Raw genomic sequence first — 18,951 nt, forward strand, 5'->3', positions numbered from 1 at the left:
GGCTCCCCAAACTGGGCTCGAACCAGTGACACATGGATTAACAGTCCATCGCTCTACCAACTGAGCTATTGGGGAATAAACTTTTAACTTCTGTTTATCATTGAAGTGTAAACTTGTTTCTAAGTTAAACTTAGAAATCCAGTTACCGATATTTGGTTATTATCGCTAACTCTATAATGTGGCTCCCCAAACTGGGCTCGAACCAGTGACACATGGATTAACAGTCCATCGCTCTACCAACTGAGCTATTGGGGAATCTCGTTAACCTCAGTGGCTAACGGGGCGGAATATTAAAGACCTGTGGCCTAAGTGTCAACACAAAAACAATAAAACCCTAAAAAAATATTTGCTTGCTGGAAATGTGTTCAGAAGAGAGGCTTTTGCAGCACTTTTAGGCTGATTTTTACACTTGTTCAGAAATGGTAATTTTTTAGACAGTAAAAAGGGGGGAAATTTAGTTACCCACAATTCCTGTGGATAACTATGTGGATTAAAGTGTAAGTTAGCGTAACAATAACTGTTTGTTTGGCTTAGCTTGATGTCAATCTATTTTGGTGTAATTAATTAGTGCAACCTTTTCAATAACTTAATTTGATTTTGCCTTTTATTGATGATTTAGGCTGAATTTTGAACAAAGAGCCCATCTAGCATTTTATCTGTGTGTTGTTGTATTTCCTTATTCACATAAGCACGTTGCTTACCCTACTGTTAAGTTTTGCTTATAGACTTATTTAATAGTCATCAGATTTAATAAGTAACTTATCGGCGGCTACTTACGGATAAACCCAAGTTAAACGAATAAATCTACGCTAGGTAAAAGTACGTTAATCTTTTACAATACATCGCTGCATATAATTTACCTTGTCTTACCATTAGAATCACGATAGTAATTAAATGACCAAAACAGATATTGCCCCAAAAAATAACAAGCAAGTTAACCTACTTGAAGATCCGGTAGCTATTACACTAAAGCGTATGACCATTCCAATGATTTATGGCATGGTGTTATTGATGACCTTCAATTTAGTCGATACATTTTTTGTCAGTCTTCTCGGCACGCAACCCCTGGCTGCAATAAGTTTTACCTTTCCTGTTACCTTCACCGTACTGAGTTTAACTATTGGCCTGGGAATAGGGACCTCTGCCGTTATCGCTAAATTTTTAGGTAAAAAAGATACCCGATCAGCAAAAAATGCTGCAACAGCAGCAATGTATTTAGCCGCAATTATCGTTGCATGTTTATCTTTTGTCGGCTATTTAATTACCGACCCTTTATTTACCCTACTTGGCGCCCAGCCATCTTTATTACCTTTAATCCATCAATATATGGATATTTGGTATATAGGTAGTGTTTGTTTAATTGGACCTATGATAGGTAATGCTGTTTTACGTGCCTCTGGAGATACTAAAACACCAAGTATTATTATGGGCAGTGCCGGGCTTATTAACGCAGTACTTGATCCCATTTTTATTTTTGGTTTTGGTCCAGTACCTGCCATGGGAATACAAGGGGCGGCAATTGCTACCCTGATCTCTTGGCTGTTTGGCTTAGGCTTTGTCTTGTACATATTAACTAAAAAGCATGATCTTATTCATACCAGTATGTTGCCATTAAAAGAGTTGCTTTCTTCTTGTCGAGATATATTGAAAATTGGTTTACCTGCAGCAGGTGCTAATATGCTAACGCCTATTGCTGCGGCCATAATGACAGCCATTGTAGCCACCTATGGTGAATCCGCTGTCGCAGCTTTTGGCGTGGGTTCACGACTTGAATCAATAGCTTGTTTGATAGTGCTTGCTCTCTCTATGACGCTACCGCCTTTCATAAGCCAAAACTTCGGCGCAGGACAATTGCATAGGGTAGAAGAAGCTTACAAGGTAGCGATAAAGTTTATCCTAGTCTGGCAAATTCTCATTTATATTTTATTGGCTGTTGGCGCGCATTGGATCGCCAGTATTTTTGCCAAAGAGGCTGAAGTCGCGGACTTAATTAAACTCTTCCTTTGGATACTGCCATTGGGATATGGTTTACAAGGCATTATAATCTTAACTAATTCATCCTTCAATGCGCTGCATAAACCTATGATTGCTTTAGGATTGAGTGTGGTACGACTATTTGTTTGTTATTTACCATTAGCTTATTTAGGTAGCTTAATTTACGGCTTAGCAGGCCTTTTTGCTGGCGCTTTATTAGGTAATATATTAATGGCTATGATTTCGTATCGACTATTTACTAAACAATTTACTCAAGTTGAGCCTGACTCAGAGGAGCAAGTGGTATGAAAAATCTAACCCTTTGCTCAAATTATACCCCCAGTGGTGATCAACCAAGAGCAATAAAACAACTGTTAGAAGGTATTGAATCGGGCTTAGCCCATCAAACCCTGTTAGGTGTTACAGGCTCAGGTAAAACTTTTACCATTGCTAATGTGATGGAAAAACTTAATCGGCCCACCATGATTTTAGCACCGAATAAAACCTTGGCTGCACAACTCTATGGTGAGATGAAGGAGTTCTTTCCTAATAATGCTGTTGAGTATTTTGTTTCTTATTATGATTATTATCAACCTGAAGCGTATGTGCCAACTACGGATACTTTTATTGAAAAAGACGCGTCAGTAAATGAACATATTGAGCAAATGCGTTTATCGGCGACTAAGGCTTTATTAGAGCGTCGTGACGTGATTATTATTGCTTCTGTGTCTGCAATATATGGCTTGGGCGATCCTGACTCTTATTTAAAGATGATGTTACATATTAGCCAAGGTGACATTATTAATCAGCGTGACATTTTACGCCGTCTTGCCGAGCTGCAATATAAGCGTAATGATGTCGCTTTTGCGCGAGCAACTTATAGAGTGCGCGGTGATGTGATTGATATTTTTCCCGCTGAGTCAGACCGTTTAGCATTACGCATTGAGTTATTTGATGAAGAAATAGAGCGCATTAGTCAATTTGATCCACTAACGGGTCAAGTTGAAAGAACTCTGGCTCGTGTCACTGTCTATCCTAAAACACACTATGCGACACCTAGAGAAAAAATTGTCGCAGCCGTTGAGAAAATTAAAATTGAGCTTAAACACAGATCACAGCAGCTCAAAGACAATAATAAGTTAGTCGAAGAGCAACGTCTTACTCAACGAACCCAATTTGATATTGAAATGATGACAGAGCTTGGCTATTGCTCGGGTATAGAGAACTATTCTCGCTATTTATCGGGTAGAGATCAAGGTGATGCTCCACCAACATTATTTGATTATTTACCCGATGATGGTTTACTTATCATTGATGAATCTCATGTTACCGTGCCTCAAATTGGCGCTATGTATAAAGGTGATAGATCCCGTAAAGAAAATTTAGTGGAATATGGCTTTCGCCTCCCCTCGGCCTTAGATAACCGACCAATGAAGTTTGATGAATTTGAAGCTCTTTCTCCACAAACCATTTATGTTTCTGCCACGCCAAGTAACTATGAATTAGAAAAGTCTGCTGGTGATATTGCCGAGCAAGTGGTTAGACCGACAGGTTTACTTGATCCACAAATTGAAGTGAGACCTGTTGAGACACAAGTAGATGACTTGTTATCAGAGATACATAAACGTTTACCATTAAATGAAAGAGTATTAGCAACAACGTTAACTAAACGTATGGCGGAAGACTTAACCGATTATTTGGATGAACACGGTATTAAAACCCGTTACTTACATTCAGATGTTGATACCGTTGAACGGGTTGAGATTATACGAGATTTTAGGTTGGGTAAGTTTGATGTCTTAGTTGGCATCAACTTACTTCGTGAAGGCTTAGATATGCCGGAAGTCTCTTTAGTAGCGATTTTAGATGCTGATAAAGAAGGATTTTTACGCTCTGAGCGTTCTTTGATTCAAACTATTGGCCGCGCAGCACGTAATATCAATGGTCGAGCAATTTTATATGCCGGCAGAGTTACGGGTTCAATGCAACGTGCTATAGATGAAACCGATCGACGCAGAGATAAACAGCATCAATATAATTTAGATAACAACATCACCCCGAAAGGCGTTACTAGTACTATCACCGATGTTATGGATGTTGGCAGTTATAGTGATGCTAAATCACTGGATAAGGTAGCAGAAGCGAATGCAAATTATCATATTAACCAGCAAGCAGAAGAGCCTCTACTAACTACTGCGCAAATAGATACTAAAATAGAGGGGCTTGAAAAAGTTATGCAAAATCATGCACAAAATTTAGAGTTTGAACAAGCTGCCGCAGTACGCGACAACATTGCCAAACTGCGGATACAGCAATTATCAAGCTAGTGTTTTCTAATTTCCATATCCCACAATGTGACTAATGTAAGTAATGCAACTAAAGTAGCTATCTAAGCTACTTTAGTTCAAATATTGAATAATGCCCAAGAATAGTCGCAACAGCATCACTATTGCAATGGGGAAGGTGACTAATATCTTCTATTATTTTATCTTGAATATCGATTGGAAATAATAGTAACCGCTCCATATAGAGATGGGCTTGAGTTTCATTATTTGCATCAATCATCTGCTTTAAACGCCTTGCTTGGTACTTCCAAATAGAACTCATAAGACAACCTCAAATTTTCATTGAATACCCTATAAGTCTAGGGCTAAAGCGTCCTAGCGGTTATAAATTTTTTGTCTTAAAAGCAAATCAATGGAAGATAATAATCTATAGACGGATAAGTTATTAAAAACCATTATGTTAATTATTGACGGTGAATGAAGAATTGACAATTTGATTGCTTATTTCCCGCAATGAGGGCATTTGGCGTGGTGATTACCCTGCTTTAACAGCTCAATACTACGTTTAAAGTCCTCTTGGTCGATTTCGAGTTTATCCGCCAAGTTTGCTAAGTCTTGATACTCTTTTTGGTCAATATAGCCATCGGTTAAAGCCACTTTTATCTTACTATCGAGATTTTCCTTACGCTCTCTAAGCTCTTCTCCAAATCTTGCCGCTAACATGCCTGCAGGTAGAGCTACGAGTCCGACACCAATAAGCATGATAATAGTGGCAATCACTTTACCAATAACGGTAATAGGTACTACATCGCCATAACCTACGGTAGTCATAGTGACAACAGACCACCAAAGAGCGCGTAAAATGCTACCAAAGGTTTCAGGTTGAGCATGCCCTTCAATGGTATGCATTAAACTAGCGGCAATGATAATAAGGAATACCATCACCATAATGGCAGCAGTAATACTTTGAAACTCTTTAGTTATAACGCTAATAAAAATATTAAAGCCTTTAAAATAATGCGTTAGCTTTAATAAACGTAACACCCTAATTAAACGTAATGAGCGTAAATCAATGCTAAAGAACATCGCGATTATAAAAGGTAGAATGGCAATAAGATCGATCAAGGCAATAGGGGTAAAAACATACTTTAAACGGGCTTTACTATTCGCTAATTGGCTATACTCTTCTGCTTCAACGCAGCACCATACGCGTATTAAATATTCGGCGCAAAATATCGATAAAGAGATAAATTCGATTAAAGCGAACTCAAACAAATATTGCTCATGGTAATATGACTCTGACTCAAAGATAGTGGCAATAACATTAGTCATGATAAGTACAATCAAGAAAAAGTTAATACTTTTCGCCGCAATACTTAGATTTGATTGGCTTTCGAGCAACAGATACGCCTTAGCCCGATAAGATTGACCTAAAGCATTTTTTGTTACACTTGTTTCTAACGTTGATTGAGTCATAGTTTCGCTTTTTTAGATGCCTAATTGATGATTTCCTGAGAGTTTTATTCGTAAGCGATAGGGTCGGTAACATTATTATCTGCGAAAGCTTCTAAGCGCTCTTCGCAGGCACTACATTTTCCACAGGCATTTTCTCGTCCATTGTAACAAGTCCAAGTATCACTGTAATCTAGACCCATGGAAATACCATCGGTAAGAATGGCTGATTTGTTTACTGTCAAATAAGGACTAAAAATTTCGACACTTTCGTAATTAGCTATTTTACAAACATCATTCATCTTCTCAACAAATTCAGGTCGACAATCCGGATAAATTGCGTGGTCGCCTGAGTGTGCGCCATAATAAACTCGGCTTGCGCCTACAGATACCGCATAAGCAACAGCTAAAGAAATTAACACCATATTACGATTGGGCACTACGGTTGATTTCATCGATTCATCTTCATAGTGACCTTCGGGAATATCGATATCATCGGTCAGAGACGAGCCAGCAAGTAATTGGTTAATCGCAGATATATCAACGACTTTATGATTAACCCCGAGTTTATTACAGACAGTACTAGCGCACTCTAACTCCTTCACATGACGCTGACCATAGTCAAAAGATAAAGCAAATACTTCTTTACCGTCTTTTTTTGCACGGTTTAATACAGTAAAGGAATCCATGCCACCAGAATAAATAACAACAACTTTTTCAGCCATTTGAAAGCTCTCTTAATTGATCTAAGGTATAATAAATATGACCTATTATTTTACTTGAAATAAACAATAGGCTAAAGCATAAATTGAACACCGCAGCCAATAAAACACACCACAATGCAGAAGAGAAAACCACAATACCCATGAATTATAAAATTAATGAGCTTTTTGAAACGCTTCAAGGAGAGGGATCTTTTACCGGGCAACCGTCAATTTTCATTAGACTGCAGGGGTGTCCTGTCGGATGTTCGTGGTGTGATACTAAGCATACTTGGGAGATTGACCTTGATGACGAAGTCAGTCATGAGACTATGTTAGCTAAAAAATCAGAAACTTCTCAGTGGTCTAACTTTAGTGCCGCTGATATTTTAGCATTGTTTCAAGAAAAACAGTTTCGAGCAAAACACATTGTAATTACAGGCGGAGAGCCTTGCATGGTCGATTTAACACCACTGTGTGAATTACTTGAGCAACAAGGTTACAGTACACAAATTGAAACCTCGGGTACCTTTGAGATTATCACCACAGCAAAGTGTTGGGTAACAGTTTCGCCTAAGGTTAATATGCGTGGTGGTTATGAAGTTTTAGCCAGTGCTATGGCTCGAGCGAATGAAATCAAGCATCCCATTGCTACAGAGCAACATGTCGATGACTTAAAAGCTTTATTGGCGCTGCATCAGGTAAAAAATACCGCTATTTACTTACAGCCCATTAGTCAAAAGCAGCGAGCGACTGAATTAGCCATTGAAACTTGTATCGCTAATAACTGGCGTTTATCGGTACAGATGCACAAATATATTGGTATTGAATAATCTAGATTAAGTTATTCAGCAACTACTTTTGGTACTCGCTTTGACACGCGAGTTAACAACTCATAATTAATGGTATCGCTGTATTGAGCAACGGTATCAATACTTATATTTTTACCCCACAACTCCACGCTATCACCGATGATAATGTCTTCTACGTCGGTGATATCTACCGTGATCATATCCATTGACACACGACCGATCAGCGGCGCAACTTTGCCCTTAAGAAATACTGGCGTGCCCGATTTGGCATTACGTGGGTAGCCATCGGCATAACCAATGGCAACGGTGGCAATAATTGTTTCTCGCTTTGCTTGCCAAGTATCGCCATAACCGACAGTTTCACCCACTTTTACTGTATGTATAGCAATAATATTGGCTTGTAAGGTCATCACAGGAATGAGCGGCTGACTCAAAGGGGTGTCACCAATGGGAGAAACACCATAAAGTGCCAAGCCTAAGCGAGTATGATCGCCATGACTTGCTGGCCAATTTAAAATACCCGCAGAGTTAGCCATGCTAAATTTACAATGATACTGTGACACTAATTGCTTTAATTTTGCCAGTTGCTCGACAGGTTTTATATTGTCAATTTGCTCAGCTGTGGAAAAATGAGAGCAGAGTACTAAATCTTTTCGTTGTTTGATTGAGAGTTGCGCCATTATGTGGTCGACTTGCTCAAGGTGAAAGCCTAAGCGATTCATACCAGTATCAACTTTTAGCCATATATCACCAGAAAACTCAGGTTTAAAAGACTTCAGCCACTGTATTTGATACTCACTGTGCAGCATTAACGTAAAATTATTTTTTCGCGCTAAGTCAAAGTCACTTTCTTTAAAAGGCCCTTCAAGAATAAGTACAGTGTTCGTAATTCCATCACTGCGTAAGGCTAGAGCCTCATCAATAAAACCAACGGCAAAGGTATTAACTTGGGCGCTTAAAGCCTGAGCCACTTTATTGGCATCATGCCCGTAGGCATCGGCTTTAATCACGGCAATGGTATTGCTTTTACTGGCGAGACTATCAATATATTGATAGTTTTTAATCAGGGCATCTAAGTCGATAACTGCTTGAGTAAGTCTGGAGGTATAGCTCATGTAATATGGTTGCTGATTAACGGATGAAAGTGGCGAAAATAAAATTAGTTCGACAAGGGGAAAGGTCGTTAATTTCACTATTTATTATGAGTTATCAGTGTAGCATGAGAACTATAATCACCTTAGCTTAATTGTAATTTAATGATTAGTTAACGAATTTTGTATAAAAAAGATTAGATAACCATAACGAGATAACTTCATGAGCAGGCAAGCAGACTTAGTTGATGCGCTTAAAAACATCAGCACAGAAAGGCAAAACCCCGACAAAGTAAACACTGACCTAGTAAAGCAATGCTAGGCGGCAGCAGTTCTATTACTACCGGTATTTTTTGCTTTATAAAGCGCTTTATTAGCACGGGCAACAAAATGATTCAGATCTTCATCATGCATTTGCGCCACACCGGTACTACAAGATAGTTGAATTCCCTTTGGCCAAGCTGAGTCGACAATATTCGCTCTAATTTTATCCGCTACTGCTACTGCTTGAGCAAGTGTTGTGTCAGGGCAAGCCAATAAAAACTCTTCTGTATTCCAGCGAACTAGCGTATCACTAGAGCGACAAGTGATATTAATTTCACCGACAAACAGCTGTAAAATTTTATCCGCCATTGGTTGGCCGTAATTCGGAGAAAGATCTTGGTAATTATCTATATTAAGAAAGATAATGCTTAAATTTTGTAAATCCGTAGGTGTAAGTTGATCAAAACATTTTCTCAAACCAATACGATTCAGTGCGCCAGTTAATGAGCAACTCATAGCGCCAAATGCAATGGCTGGTGCCGGTTGTGCTGGAATCTTGCTTGCTAGCTTCTTCGGGCTATTAGCGCGATGGATTAGATAGCCGAACGCAAAGCTCCACAGTGCTATTAATATTGCAATCAGGGTTGTTGTGCCAACATACTTGCCTTTAAGTTCGATACGTTCAATGGTTAATTTATAGCTTCCTTCTTGTACCTGTGTACTGGGTGTGATGGCGATGCTATAAACATTGGTAAAGTCGGTACCGCCTGAGATAAGGTTAAATTATGGCTGTTACTCCACCATTGCGGGATAGAGAAGTCGTTTAGTTTTAACCAAATGGGGTTAGTAACATAGGCTTCTAAATATTCTAAACTGTTATATTTTAGGCTTTTTTCATCTTCTTGAACCGAGTAATCCGCATTAAAATTACGTAATTCAATACGGGTGCCTGGTTGTGAGGGATGATTATGTTTTATCCATAAACCAATTTGCTGATAATTGGATAAGTCTAAACCAGTGAAGGGCGCTTGTTTGCTTAAATCCTGTACATCAATGATTAACTGACAAAAAGGTTGTTTGAGATGAGATTTGGTAACTTGACACGAAAATTCAATACCTTGATTGGTTTTAACAGCATTAGCGATTGAACTGCCCAATACGGTACGATCATCAACCGCGTTAATAGTTGCTGAGTTTAAGTTGATTGTTTTGATTTTTTCTATATTGAGAAGCAGTAAAGCAAGAATGATTAAGGTGGAAGATATAAGTGCGATGACAGCATAAAATTCCTTTTGTGTGGTGTCCTTTAATTTTCGCATAGAAGAAGTATCCTTAAAACCGGTAATTGTACTCAAGTACTAAAATCTGAGCAGCTAAGGGCGGATTTTAGCACAAACGTAGTAAAAAATTAAAAGTAGTTGATACTTTAAAAGTAATACAGCATTAGCAATAATTCCAATCGGACTCGACTTTCAATATCATAGATCAATCGCTATGAAACAATTTTTAGCTGCTCAGCAACATAATTAGCAATAGCTAAGCTAGATGTTAGCCCTGGGGAATCAATACCAAATAAGTTGATCAGGCCTTTGAGCTGGTGTACTTCACTGGTTTGAATAACAAAATCTTTAAAACTGTCATCTTTTCCCTGAAGTTTTGGCCGAATGCCAGCATAAGCAGGTTGTAATTTATTGGCATCGATATTCGGGAAATATTGCGATACCTGCTTAAGAAATTTTGTTTTTAGTTGCTCAGGAAAATCGTAATCTAAATGTTCAATATACTGGGTATCAGGGCCAAATTTTAATTGTCCGCCCATATCTAACGAAGCATGAATACCTAGGCCATTATCCCGAGGAATAGGATAAATTAACTGTTTAAACGGGCTTTGACCTTGATAAGAAAAATAATGGCCACGACACCAATGTAACTTGGGAATAAGTGCTTTATCTAAGCCCTTGATAGTATGGGCTAATGATTCGCTGTGTAAGCCAGCGCAATTAATTAAATAATTACAGCGTATTGATAGCAGCTCACCTTGGCTATCTAAGCTGACCTCAAAACCCTCTTTTTTTGGTACCGCACTAATCAGTTTAGTTTTGGCAACGAACATGGCGTTATTTTGTTCAGCTTGGGCTAATAAGCTTTGCATATAAGCATGGCTGTCGATTATACCTGTTGAAGGTGAACGCAGGGCAGCGCTAGCAAGTAATTCAGGCTCGAGTTCTTGTAACTCTGCTTGAGTAAGCCAAGTTAGATCATCAACACCATTATTTCGAGCGCTGATCAGTGTATGTTTGAGATAAGCTTCTTCTTCTGCACCTTGGGCAACCAATAACTTACCAATTTTATTTACTGGGATATGACGCTCTTGGCAATATTGATAAAGCATGGCTTTACCTTGTACACAGAATTTAGCTTTTAGGCTATTTTTCGGATAGTAAATACCGGCATGAATCACTTCACTGTTACGGCTACTGGTTTCCTCACCAAAACTAGCGTTTTTATCAATAACTAACACATCATTGAACTGTTGACTGAGTTTTGCCGCGATGGCTAAGCCAATAACACCAGCACCAACAATGAGCACATTGACCTTGTCCATAATATCCTTAGTTATAACCTGCACACTTTACCTTGGGAGTAAGTGTGACGATAAGTGGGCTAATTATAGCGAAAAAACAAACATCTACTTAGCTTTTCAATTAAGTTTTTAGTTAAGTTTTCAATTAAGTTATCAGTTGAATTGTAGTTAACTTTTAACCTTGTTATTAACTAGAGCCTTTATCGCCTCCTATTAAAGGTAATATGCTGCTGGCATTGTCGAATAAGCCAAAGTCTTGGAGCGTTACTTGAGCAGGCAATAACGGTAAAAAGCTGGAATAAATCACTTTATCAATAATATCGGTAGATTCAACGGCCCCAAGTATAATATCGATAGAATAACATGCCTATGCACTTGGCTCCGGAGCGTCATCCCCGTGGTGTTTTAATCGGACGTGCCATGGATGGCACTTATTAGACGGTACAGGAAGTACTTTATTAGAGAATGCAGGATGCACATTCTCCTGAGCTTATTGTCCTGAGCTTATTGTCCTGAATTCAGGGGCTAAATAGTAATGGATCTTCGATCAGAGACTTCGAAGATGACGTTTACAAAGAGTTCCTGAGTAAACTACTGAGGCTAGAATAATGCTAATTTAGCTTTAATAAATTGCTATGCATTAAAAGCTATACAATATTTAGCTTATTAGTCGTTAAACAATGAAACTGCAGCTTTGAAGTTTTACCGTTAGGCGGTAAACTTTCATTAATACAGCACAATTAAAACAGTAATAAAATTCATATGAAAAAGACTGAAAACCCTGAATATTCGACCAAAACCATCCATAAGGTGAGTTATATGTTTTCACCTGAAGCTGGAGAAGAAAATCAGGGCAAGCTGATAAGGAAAATCACAACGGATGTGGTTATTGTTGAGCAACCTCTACAGATCACTTTATCTTGGCTCGAACAAGGCGTAGTGAAAAATACCGTATTCACTATTACAATGCGTACTCCAGGACACGATAAGTTATTAATAACTGGGTTATTACATAGTGAAGGAGTGATAAAGCAGCTTAGTGATATTGAATCAATAAAGTTAGCCTCAGAAGATGTTACTGGAGAAGGTTGGCAAAACGAGTGGCTTGTACAGTTTATTACTGGTTTTACCCCAGATTTATCCTCATTAGAGCGGTATATTATTAGTTATTCGAGCTGTGGTCTGTGTGGCAGCACTTCATTAAAAACACTGCAATTAAAAACAGCGATAAATTTAACTTTTACTGAACATAAACATGCCTTAGCGGCCCAATCATTACTTTTATTGTCCAGTAAAATGCGTAGAGAACAAGCTCTATTTGATAAAACGGGTGGCGTACATGGCGCTGCCTTATTTATGTTAGAAGTTGATCTAGCATTTAAAAACAAGATTGAACGAGAGTTTGAGCAACAGTTAAATAAGCAATTAACTTTACGGCATATCTATGAAGATATCGGTCGTCATAACGCGGTCGATAAAGTTGTCGGCGCCTTATTAACATCTACATCCATATCTAGTACAGCTAAAGATAAGTTAGCGCAGGGTAACCGTGATGACTTATCGCCATCAGCACCATTACGATTATTACTTGTTAGTGGCCGCATTAGCTTTGAAATAGTACAAAAAACGATTATGGCTGGCATTAATGTTTTAGTCGGTGTTGGCGCACCTTCAGACCTTGCCATACAAGCGGCCAAGCAATTTGATTTAACCTTGATTGGTTTTGTTAGTGCTAAAGGTTTTAATGTCTATCATGGTGACTGGCGCTTAAGTAATAACGACGGCTAAATCAGTGGTGGGTTTTTTGCTTTGTTGATGATCACCGCCACTGATTTTGATGTTGGTGTATAAGAGCGATCACCAAAACTATCTAGTGGTACCAGCGGATTAGTTTCTGGGTAATATGCCGCTAGATTTCCTCTTGGGATCTCATAAAAACAGAGCATGAAGTTAGTTACCGTTCGATCTTGGTTATCAGACCAAATAGAGGTAATGTCGACATAATCGTTATTTTTAAAACCCTGTTTTAAAGCATCTTTTTTATTGATAAATAATACATTTCTGGCGTTACTAACGCCACGGTATCGATCGTCCATGCCATAGATGGTGGTATTGTATTGATCGTGTGAACGCAACGATTGTAAAGTATAAAGTGGCTGTTTGTTGTTTTGTAGCTCATCTAATTTGTCTTTTGAGATATTGATAATACTTGTTGGTAGACAATTAGCAGAAAACAAAGCTTTTTCTTGCGCATTGTGCCATTTTAATTGTGCCGCACTGTTACCAAGATAGAAACCACCTGGTTGTTCAAGCTGTAGATTAAAATCGGTAAACCCTGGAATGGCTTGTTCAATCAAGTCACGAATAAAGTCGTAATTTCCTTTTAGCTGTTGCCAGTTAATGGTGCTGTTAGTTCCGCCGTTAGTCTTACCTTTAGTTAAGGTTGCCTCAGCGATATCGGCGACAATGGCAGTTTCAGAGTGCATTGTATTTGCTAGGGGCACAACGTTACCTTGCGAGGCATGCACCATGCTAAAAGTATCTTCCACGGTAATAAACTGCTCTCCCGTGGCTTGGTTATCTATTTCGGTACGGCCTAAACAGGGCAGGATCAGTGCGTCTTGACCTATACATAAATGGCTACGGTTGAGCTTAGTGCTTATTTGCACATTCAACTCGGTATTCTTTAACGCTTGATGGGTTTGCTTGGTATCGGGTGCGGCTTGGGCGATGTTTCCACCTAAACAAATCAATACCTTACTGGTTTTATTCAGCAAAGCAGTTAACGCATAATAAACGTTATGACCTTTTTCTTTCGGTAATGGCGTATTAACGGCTTGAGAAAGTTGCTCGATAAATGCGGCGGTTGGTTTTTCATTGATGCCCATGGTGCGATTACCTTGCACATTGGAATGACCACGAACTGGACACAAGCCGGCGCCTTGTTTGCCAATATTGCCAGACAACAATTGTAAGTTAACAATTTCTTGAATGGTAGCGACAGAATGTTTGTGTTGAGTGATGCCCATTGCCCAGGTACAAATGACCTTATTTGCGTTCAAAAATACCTCAGCAGCTTGCGTTAACTGCTCAAACGATAGCCCAGATTGTTGTTCGATTTCTTGCCAAGATGTGTCGTTAACTACTTGCTGATATTGCTCAAAATCTTGGCAGTGCTCGGTAATAAAATCATTATCGATTATCGCTGGCTCGTTGTTGGCTATGTGCTCGGCGTTACGGGCGAGAATAATTTTGACCATGCCGCGAACAGCCGCCATATCACCGCCGAGTTTTGGGGTGAAATAAGCATGACTGATAGTCGTTGCTTTAGAGGTCAATAATTCTATCGGGTCTTGCGGGCTAGCAAAACGTTCCAGTGCCACTTCTTTTAAATTGTTAAAGCTTACTATTTTGCAGCCGCCGCGTGCGGCCTTACGCAAGGCATTCATCATCCTCGGATGGTTGGTACCTGGATTTTGGCCAAAAACAAATATAGCATCGGCATGGTTAAAGTCGTCTAATACTACCGTGCCTTTGCCAATGCCAATGGCTTCATTTAAGGCAACACCGCTGGCTTCGTGACACATATTTGAACAGTCAGGAAAATTATTAGTACCAAAAAGTCGGCCAAATAATTGATAGAGGAACGAGGCTTCATTGCTGGCGCGACCCGAAGTATAAAACTCTGCTTCATTGGGCGAATCTAAACTGTTGAGTTTATCTGCTATCAATTGATAGGCATCTTGCCAGTCAATAGGCTGGTAATGATCTGTGTCTTTATTGTATTTCATCGGCTGTGTTAACCGACCTTGGTACTCTAACCAATAATCACTTTGTTTTTGTAACTGGCTGACACTATGCTGGGCGAAAAATTCAGCGTCGACTTTTTTACTGGTAGACTCCCAAGCAATGGCTTTGGCGCCATTTTCACAAAACTGCAGTAAACCTTCTTTTTCATCACCCCAAGCACAACCGGGACAATCAAAGCCTTTATCTTTATTTGCTCTTAATAAGTTTTTGACATTAGTCTGCGGTTGTTGGCTTTGAATAATGTGTTTTAAGGTCGAGGTTAATGATGACAAACCACCGGCTTTGTTGGGTTTTTTACTAAAATGCTCAGACACAAAATTCACCTTGAAATAATACCAATTGAACTAATTTACTCATCACTTAGCGAGAATTAAACTGTTTGGTATAACTATGCAGACAATTGCAAAATTGAAATAATTTAATTGCTTAATTATATACGGAGGCAGAGGCCAGACGCCAGTCATTCAACTGGCTTGCTTTGATTAGTTCAGCGGGATTCCGCTTTTATGTGCTGAAATGAATACAGCTAACTTTTTTTACCATAGAGCTGTTCAGCTTTGTTATACATTAACCAAGAAGTAACCACATATTTCTCATCAGACAAAGGAATATGACCTTTATGGGTATGGGTAAAACCGGCAGGGAAAATAACTAATGAGCCTTTTTTAGGTTTTACCTTTATTTCTTGATAATGAAATTCAGTTTCGCCGCCTTCTTCAACATCGTTTAAATAATACAAAAAAGCTAATACACGGTGTAAAGGCTTATTGTGTGGTAATTGGGGAAAAATTTCTGAGTGCCAGTAATGATAACCACCAACTCCTTGTTCGTAGCGCTGCACGGTAAATTTGTCGTAACAAAAAACATATTGGATCAATTGGTCTAAATAAGGTTTACCTATGTGGACAAAATTTTCTTTCGTTACCGAGGTCGGTAAGCCAGTTTCAGGATGTTTCACCGTAGGGTTCAATGCGGAAATTAACGCCATATAATGCTCAGTCAAATAAGCTTTTACATGGGGGTAACTGGCATTAATGACTTCAAGCTGTAGAGCTTGCCATTCTTTTTCAACCATAGTGACATCTTGACTGTCTTTTAGGTTAGTCATTACACCACTGCCAACACGACCTTTTACTACTTTATCACTGCTCTGATGACCATTCATTAGTTGGTCGCAAAGTTCATCAGATAAAGCGTTGTCGAACACACCGATAAATTGGCTCATTTGTAATCCTTAAAGAATTTTTCTTAAATTTAGTTGGCATTTCTATATAAGCACACTAACGCAACGCAACCAAATTATAAATATTTTTATAACATTACTGTAACATGCTTGTAACATTTGCAGTATTAATGCTATGTTTGAATGGCTTTGATGAAAATCAAGGAGTACTGAATATGTATACAAAAACTAATAATTATAACTAACGTACAGGTAATATTCATGTCAAACAATATCAAACGTCACAAAATGTCGACGCATAAGACAGCGATAATAACTACCGCAAGTGTTTTATCGCTTTCAATATCAACCGCTTTATATGCAGCAGAGCCAGTAGGGGTGCAAACCACAGATAATTTATTATCAGCAGTGGCGAGTTCACCTCTACCAAAACGATTTATTGTTAAATATAAGCAATCAACTAACGCTCAGTTAATGAGTCAATCAGCGAGTCCGGCAGCAACAAATAGTGTTACCGGCTTTAGCAATATGGCAAGCCCAACGGCCTTTGCTCGATTAATTGAAGTTAGGAAAAAATTGAAAAGTTTAGGCGCTAAAGTTAAAGCTGAATTTCCAAACATGAACATGATCAGCGCTGAACTATCTTCAGCCGATGCAATAAGCTTAGCGAATGATGACAATGTTGAATATGTAGAAGAAGATTTACCACGCCGCTTTATGGCGCAAAGTGTACCTTATGGTATTGGTATGGTTCAAGCCGATCAAGTTGATGACAGTGTTGCATCAGCTAATTCTGGCGGTAAGAAAATTTGTATCATTGATTCAGGCCTAAACTTGCCTCATGAAGATATGGGTGCACAAGGTGGCACTATTAATGGTACTAGTGATAGCGGAACAGGTAATTGGTTTGACCATGGTGGACCACATGGTACTCACGTAGCAGGTACTATTGCGGCACTTAATAATGGCATTGGTGTTCGAGGTGTTATTGGTACCGATCCTAATTTACATATTGTTAAAGTATTTAATGAAGCAGGTTGGGGTTATTCTTCTGACCTAGTTAGTGCTATTAACAAATGTGTCAGCAATGGCTCAGATGTTATTAACATGAGTTTAGGTGGTACAGGTTCAAGTATTAGTGAGAAAAATGGAATTCAAGCAGCTTATGATGCAGGTGTATTACTTATCGCTGCTGCAGGTAACGACGGTGTTGCAACAAGCACTACCGATGTTGAAAGCTTTCCAGCATCATACGATTCAGTAATGTCGGTAGCGGCTGTTGATAGCGCTAAGGCCTTAGCTGATTTTTCACAGAAAAATAGCCAAGTTGAAATTTCAGGTCCAGGTGTCGATGTATATTCTACTTACCCTGAAGGTCTAGGTTCAGTGGTTGAAGTGTCTGTGGCAGGAAGTGGTTATAGCGCTAATGCCATGGAAAACCAAGGTAGTGCAACGGCTGCTTTATATAACTTTGGTACTGGCCAAGCCATTGATTCTGGTGCTAGTGGTAATGTTTGTTTAATCGCTCGTGGCAGCATTTCATTTCACGATAAAGTGAAAGCATGTCAAGACAGCGGCGGTGTTGGTGCCATTTTATATAATAACGTTGCCGGTAGTTTTGGTGGCACTTTAGGTACCTCAAACGCAACTAGTATCCCTAGTGTTACTGTTTCTGATACAGATGGCGCAGCAATGTTAAATAATTTAGGCGCTAACGCAACGATAAATATTGGTGCGGGCAATTATGGTAAAATGAGTGGAACCTCAATGGCATCTCCTCATGTTGCCGGTGTTGCTGCCTTAGTGTGGAGTCATCACCCTACTTGTACTAACGTTGAAATTCGTAATGTACTTAATGCCACAGCCCAAGATCTTGGCGCTACTGGCCGTGATGTTAAATTTGGTTACGGTTTAGCGCAAACTAAAGATGCCATTGATTACATTTCAGCCAATGGTTGTGACGGTAGTGGCTCAGGTGGCGGCGGTGGTGGTACAACACCGGGCGATACTGTACTTGAAAATGGTGTTGTTAAAACTGACTTAGCAGCAACTACCGGCAATGAACTTGTTTTCACTATGGAAGTACCAGTAGGTGCTACTGATATTAACTTTGCTACTACCGGTGGTACTGGTGATGCGGATTTATATGTGAAATTTGGCGCTGAGCCAACAGATAGTGTTTATGACTGTCGTCCATATAAATCAGGTAATGTTGAATCATGTGCTAGTACCGACGCTGGCGGTACTTATTATGTGAAAATTAAAGCGTATAGTGACTTTACAGGCGTTAATTTAACAGCTAGTTACACTGAGCCAAGTACTGGTGGCGGCGGCGCTGTTCAGCCAATCGATAGTACAGTTAACAATATCTCTGTTTCAAGAAGACAGTGGACGCGTTATACCCTTGATTTAGCTGCGGGTTATGGCGATCTAACTGTTACTCTATCTGGTGGTAGTGGTGATGCAGATTTATACGTTACTGAAGGTAAGCAATCTACTTCATCAACTTATGATTGTCGTCCATATAAAAATGGCAACAATGAAACCTGTAACTTTACAGCACCTGCACAAGGTACTTGGTATGTTGATATCTATGGTTATTCAGCAGCATCAGGCGTAACGTTAAACATCCAAGCTACGCCACAGTAATTGTGAGCTAGCTTAGGAAATAGCTTGATAACATAAGCTATAAAAATCAAAAAAAGGGTAACACTTGAAGTATATAGTAGTTACCCTTTTTTTATTAAACGGGTTGTGTGGAGGTGTCATAAATAATGAGAAGCGCGTCAGTAAAT

Annotated in this window: 14 protein-coding genes and 2 tRNA genes; 5 read left to right on the plus strand and 11 right to left on the minus strand. The window is 39.2% G+C overall.

Annotated elements, in window-relative coordinates:
* Positions 1 to 2 precede the first annotated feature (2 nt).
* Both HRT55_RS18115 and HRT55_RS18120 read right to left on the minus strand, forming a co-directional pair.
* Positions 3 to 75, minus strand: a tRNA-Asn gene (locus HRT55_RS18115).
* Between the two features lie 104 nt (positions 76 to 179).
* Positions 180 to 255 (minus strand) — tRNA-Asn (locus HRT55_RS18120).
* A gap of 639 nt (positions 256 to 894) precedes the next feature.
* On the opposite strand from HRT55_RS18120, the gene HRT55_RS18125 reads away from it, so the two are divergent.
* Both HRT55_RS18125 and uvrB read left to right on the plus strand, forming a co-directional pair.
* A complete protein-coding gene (locus HRT55_RS18125) occupies positions 895 to 2,283 on the plus strand; it encodes an MATE family efflux transporter (RefSeq protein ID WP_291623492.1) in 1,389 nt (462 codons plus the stop codon).
* Positions 2,280 to 4,301, plus strand: a complete 2,022-nt coding sequence (gene uvrB / locus HRT55_RS18130) for an excinuclease ABC subunit UvrB (protein WP_291623493.1) — start codon at positions 2,280 to 2,282, stop codon at positions 4,299 to 4,301. Before HRT55_RS18125 ends, uvrB begins: the two co-directional genes overlap by 4 nt.
* Before the next feature lie 67 nt (positions 4,302 to 4,368).
* On the opposite strand, the gene HRT55_RS18135 is transcribed toward uvrB, so the two are convergent.
* The 3 genes from HRT55_RS18135 to queC form a co-directional block, all read right to left on the minus strand.
* Entirely contained in the window at positions 4,369 to 4,581 is a 213-nt protein-coding gene (locus tag HRT55_RS18135) for a hypothetical protein (protein WP_291614760.1), read from the minus strand.
* 179 nt (positions 4,582 to 4,760) lie between these two features.
* On the minus strand, positions 4,761 to 5,735 hold the full coding sequence (locus HRT55_RS18140) for an ion transporter (protein ID WP_291623494.1): 975 nt from the start codon (positions 5,733 to 5,735) through the stop codon (positions 4,761 to 4,763).
* A gap of 44 nt (positions 5,736 to 5,779) precedes the next feature.
* A complete protein-coding gene (gene queC / locus HRT55_RS18145; protein WP_291623495.1) occupies positions 5,780 to 6,436 on the minus strand; it encodes a 7-cyano-7-deazaguanine synthase QueC in 657 nt (218 codons plus the stop codon).
* A 140-nt stretch (positions 6,437 to 6,576) separates the two neighbouring features.
* On the opposite strand from queC, the gene queE reads away from it, so the two are divergent.
* Positions 6,577 to 7,245 (plus strand): 7-carboxy-7-deazaguanine synthase QueE, encoded by a 669-nt coding sequence (queE, locus tag HRT55_RS18150; RefSeq protein ID WP_291623633.1) that lies wholly within the window; start codon positions 6,577 to 6,579, stop codon positions 7,243 to 7,245.
* 11 nt (positions 7,246 to 7,256) lie between these two features.
* On the opposite strand, the gene alr is transcribed toward queE, so the two are convergent.
* The 4 genes from alr to HRT55_RS18170 all read right to left on the minus strand — a co-directional run bounded on the left by alr (position 7,257) and on the right by HRT55_RS18170 (position 11,184).
* A complete protein-coding gene (gene alr / locus HRT55_RS18155) occupies positions 7,257 to 8,339 on the minus strand; it encodes an alanine racemase (RefSeq protein ID WP_291623496.1) in 1,083 nt (360 codons plus the stop codon).
* A 294-nt stretch (positions 8,340 to 8,633) separates the two neighbouring features.
* Positions 8,634 to 9,095 carry a GGDEF domain-containing protein gene (locus tag HRT55_RS18160; RefSeq protein WP_291623497.1) on the minus strand — a complete coding sequence of 154 codons (462 nt, stop codon included), beginning with the start codon at positions 9,093 to 9,095 and terminating at the stop codon, positions 8,634 to 8,636.
* Positions 9,096 to 9,268: 173 nt separating this feature from the next.
* Positions 9,269 to 9,898, minus strand: coding sequence for a hypothetical protein (locus HRT55_RS18165; RefSeq protein ID WP_291623498.1), 630 nt, complete (start codon positions 9,896 to 9,898; stop codon positions 9,269 to 9,271).
* Between the two features lie 173 nt (positions 9,899 to 10,071).
* Entirely contained in the window at positions 10,072 to 11,184 is a 1,113-nt protein-coding gene (locus HRT55_RS18170; RefSeq protein ID WP_291623499.1) for an NAD(P)/FAD-dependent oxidoreductase, read from the minus strand.
* Positions 11,185 to 11,925: 741 nt separating this feature from the next.
* On the opposite strand from HRT55_RS18170, the gene HRT55_RS18175 reads away from it, so the two are divergent.
* A complete protein-coding gene (locus tag HRT55_RS18175) occupies positions 11,926 to 12,951 on the plus strand; it encodes a formate dehydrogenase accessory sulfurtransferase FdhD (RefSeq protein WP_291623500.1) in 1,026 nt (341 codons plus the stop codon).
* Here the strand turns inward: HRT55_RS18175 and HRT55_RS18180 are convergent.
* Entirely contained in the window at positions 12,948 to 15,287 is a 2,340-nt protein-coding gene (locus tag HRT55_RS18180) for an FdhF/YdeP family oxidoreductase (RefSeq protein ID WP_291623501.1), read from the minus strand. The genes HRT55_RS18175 and HRT55_RS18180 overlap by 4 nt on opposite strands.
* A gap of 212 nt (positions 15,288 to 15,499) precedes the next feature.
* Positions 15,500 to 16,198 (minus strand): 2OG-Fe(II) oxygenase, encoded by a 699-nt coding sequence (locus HRT55_RS18185; RefSeq protein WP_291623502.1) that lies wholly within the window; start codon positions 16,196 to 16,198, stop codon positions 15,500 to 15,502.
* A 219-nt stretch (positions 16,199 to 16,417) separates the two neighbouring features.
* On the opposite strand from HRT55_RS18185, the gene HRT55_RS18190 reads away from it, so the two are divergent.
* A complete protein-coding gene (locus HRT55_RS18190) occupies positions 16,418 to 18,805 on the plus strand; it encodes a S8 family serine peptidase (protein WP_291623503.1) in 2,388 nt (795 codons plus the stop codon).
* Positions 18,806 to 18,951 lie beyond the last annotated feature (146 nt).

Source organism: Colwellia sp., assembly GCF_013214175.1.
Classification (GTDB): Bacteria; Pseudomonadota; Gammaproteobacteria; order Enterobacterales; family Alteromonadaceae; genus Colwellia.

What these genes read in the sequence shown, in the direction of transcription:
- HRT55_RS18140 (WP_291623494.1), bottom strand. Translation starts at nt 5,735, where the DNA reads ATGACTCAATCAACGTTAGAAACAAGTGTAACAAAAAATGCTTTAGGT.
- queC (WP_291623495.1), bottom strand. Translation starts at nt 6,436, where the DNA reads ATGGCTGAAAAAGTTGTTGTTATTTATTCTGGTGGCATGGATTCCTTT.
- uvrB (WP_291623493.1), top strand. Translation starts at nt 2,280, where the DNA reads ATGAAAAATCTAACCCTTTGCTCAAATTATACCCCCAGTGGTGATCAA.
- HRT55_RS18165 (WP_291623498.1), bottom strand. Translation starts at nt 9,898, where the DNA reads ATGCGAAAATTAAAGGACACCACACAAAAGGAATTTTATGCTGTCATC.
- alr (WP_291623496.1), bottom strand. Translation starts at nt 8,339, where the DNA reads ATGAGCTATACCTCCAGACTTACTCAAGCAGTTATCGACTTAGATGCC.
- HRT55_RS18135 (WP_291614760.1), bottom strand. Translation starts at nt 4,581, where the DNA reads ATGAGTTCTATTTGGAAGTACCAAGCAAGGCGTTTAAAGCAGATGATT.
- queE (WP_291623633.1), top strand. Translation starts at nt 6,577, where the DNA reads ATGAATTATAAAATTAATGAGCTTTTTGAAACGCTTCAAGGAGAGGGA.
- HRT55_RS18175 (WP_291623500.1), top strand. Translation starts at nt 11,926, where the DNA reads ATGAAAAAGACTGAAAACCCTGAATATTCGACCAAAACCATCCATAAG.
- HRT55_RS18160 (WP_291623497.1), bottom strand. Translation starts at nt 9,095, where the DNA reads ATGAGTTGCTCATTAACTGGCGCACTGAATCGTATTGGTTTGAGAAAA.
- HRT55_RS18190 (WP_291623503.1), top strand. Translation starts at nt 16,418, where the DNA reads ATGTCAAACAATATCAAACGTCACAAAATGTCGACGCATAAGACAGCG.
- HRT55_RS18170 (WP_291623499.1), bottom strand. Translation starts at nt 11,184, where the DNA reads ATGGACAAGGTCAATGTGCTCATTGTTGGTGCTGGTGTTATTGGCTTA.
- HRT55_RS18125 (WP_291623492.1), top strand. Translation starts at nt 895, where the DNA reads ATGACCAAAACAGATATTGCCCCAAAAAATAACAAGCAAGTTAACCTA.
- HRT55_RS18185 (WP_291623502.1), bottom strand. Translation starts at nt 16,198, where the DNA reads ATGAGCCAATTTATCGGTGTGTTCGACAACGCTTTATCTGATGAACTT.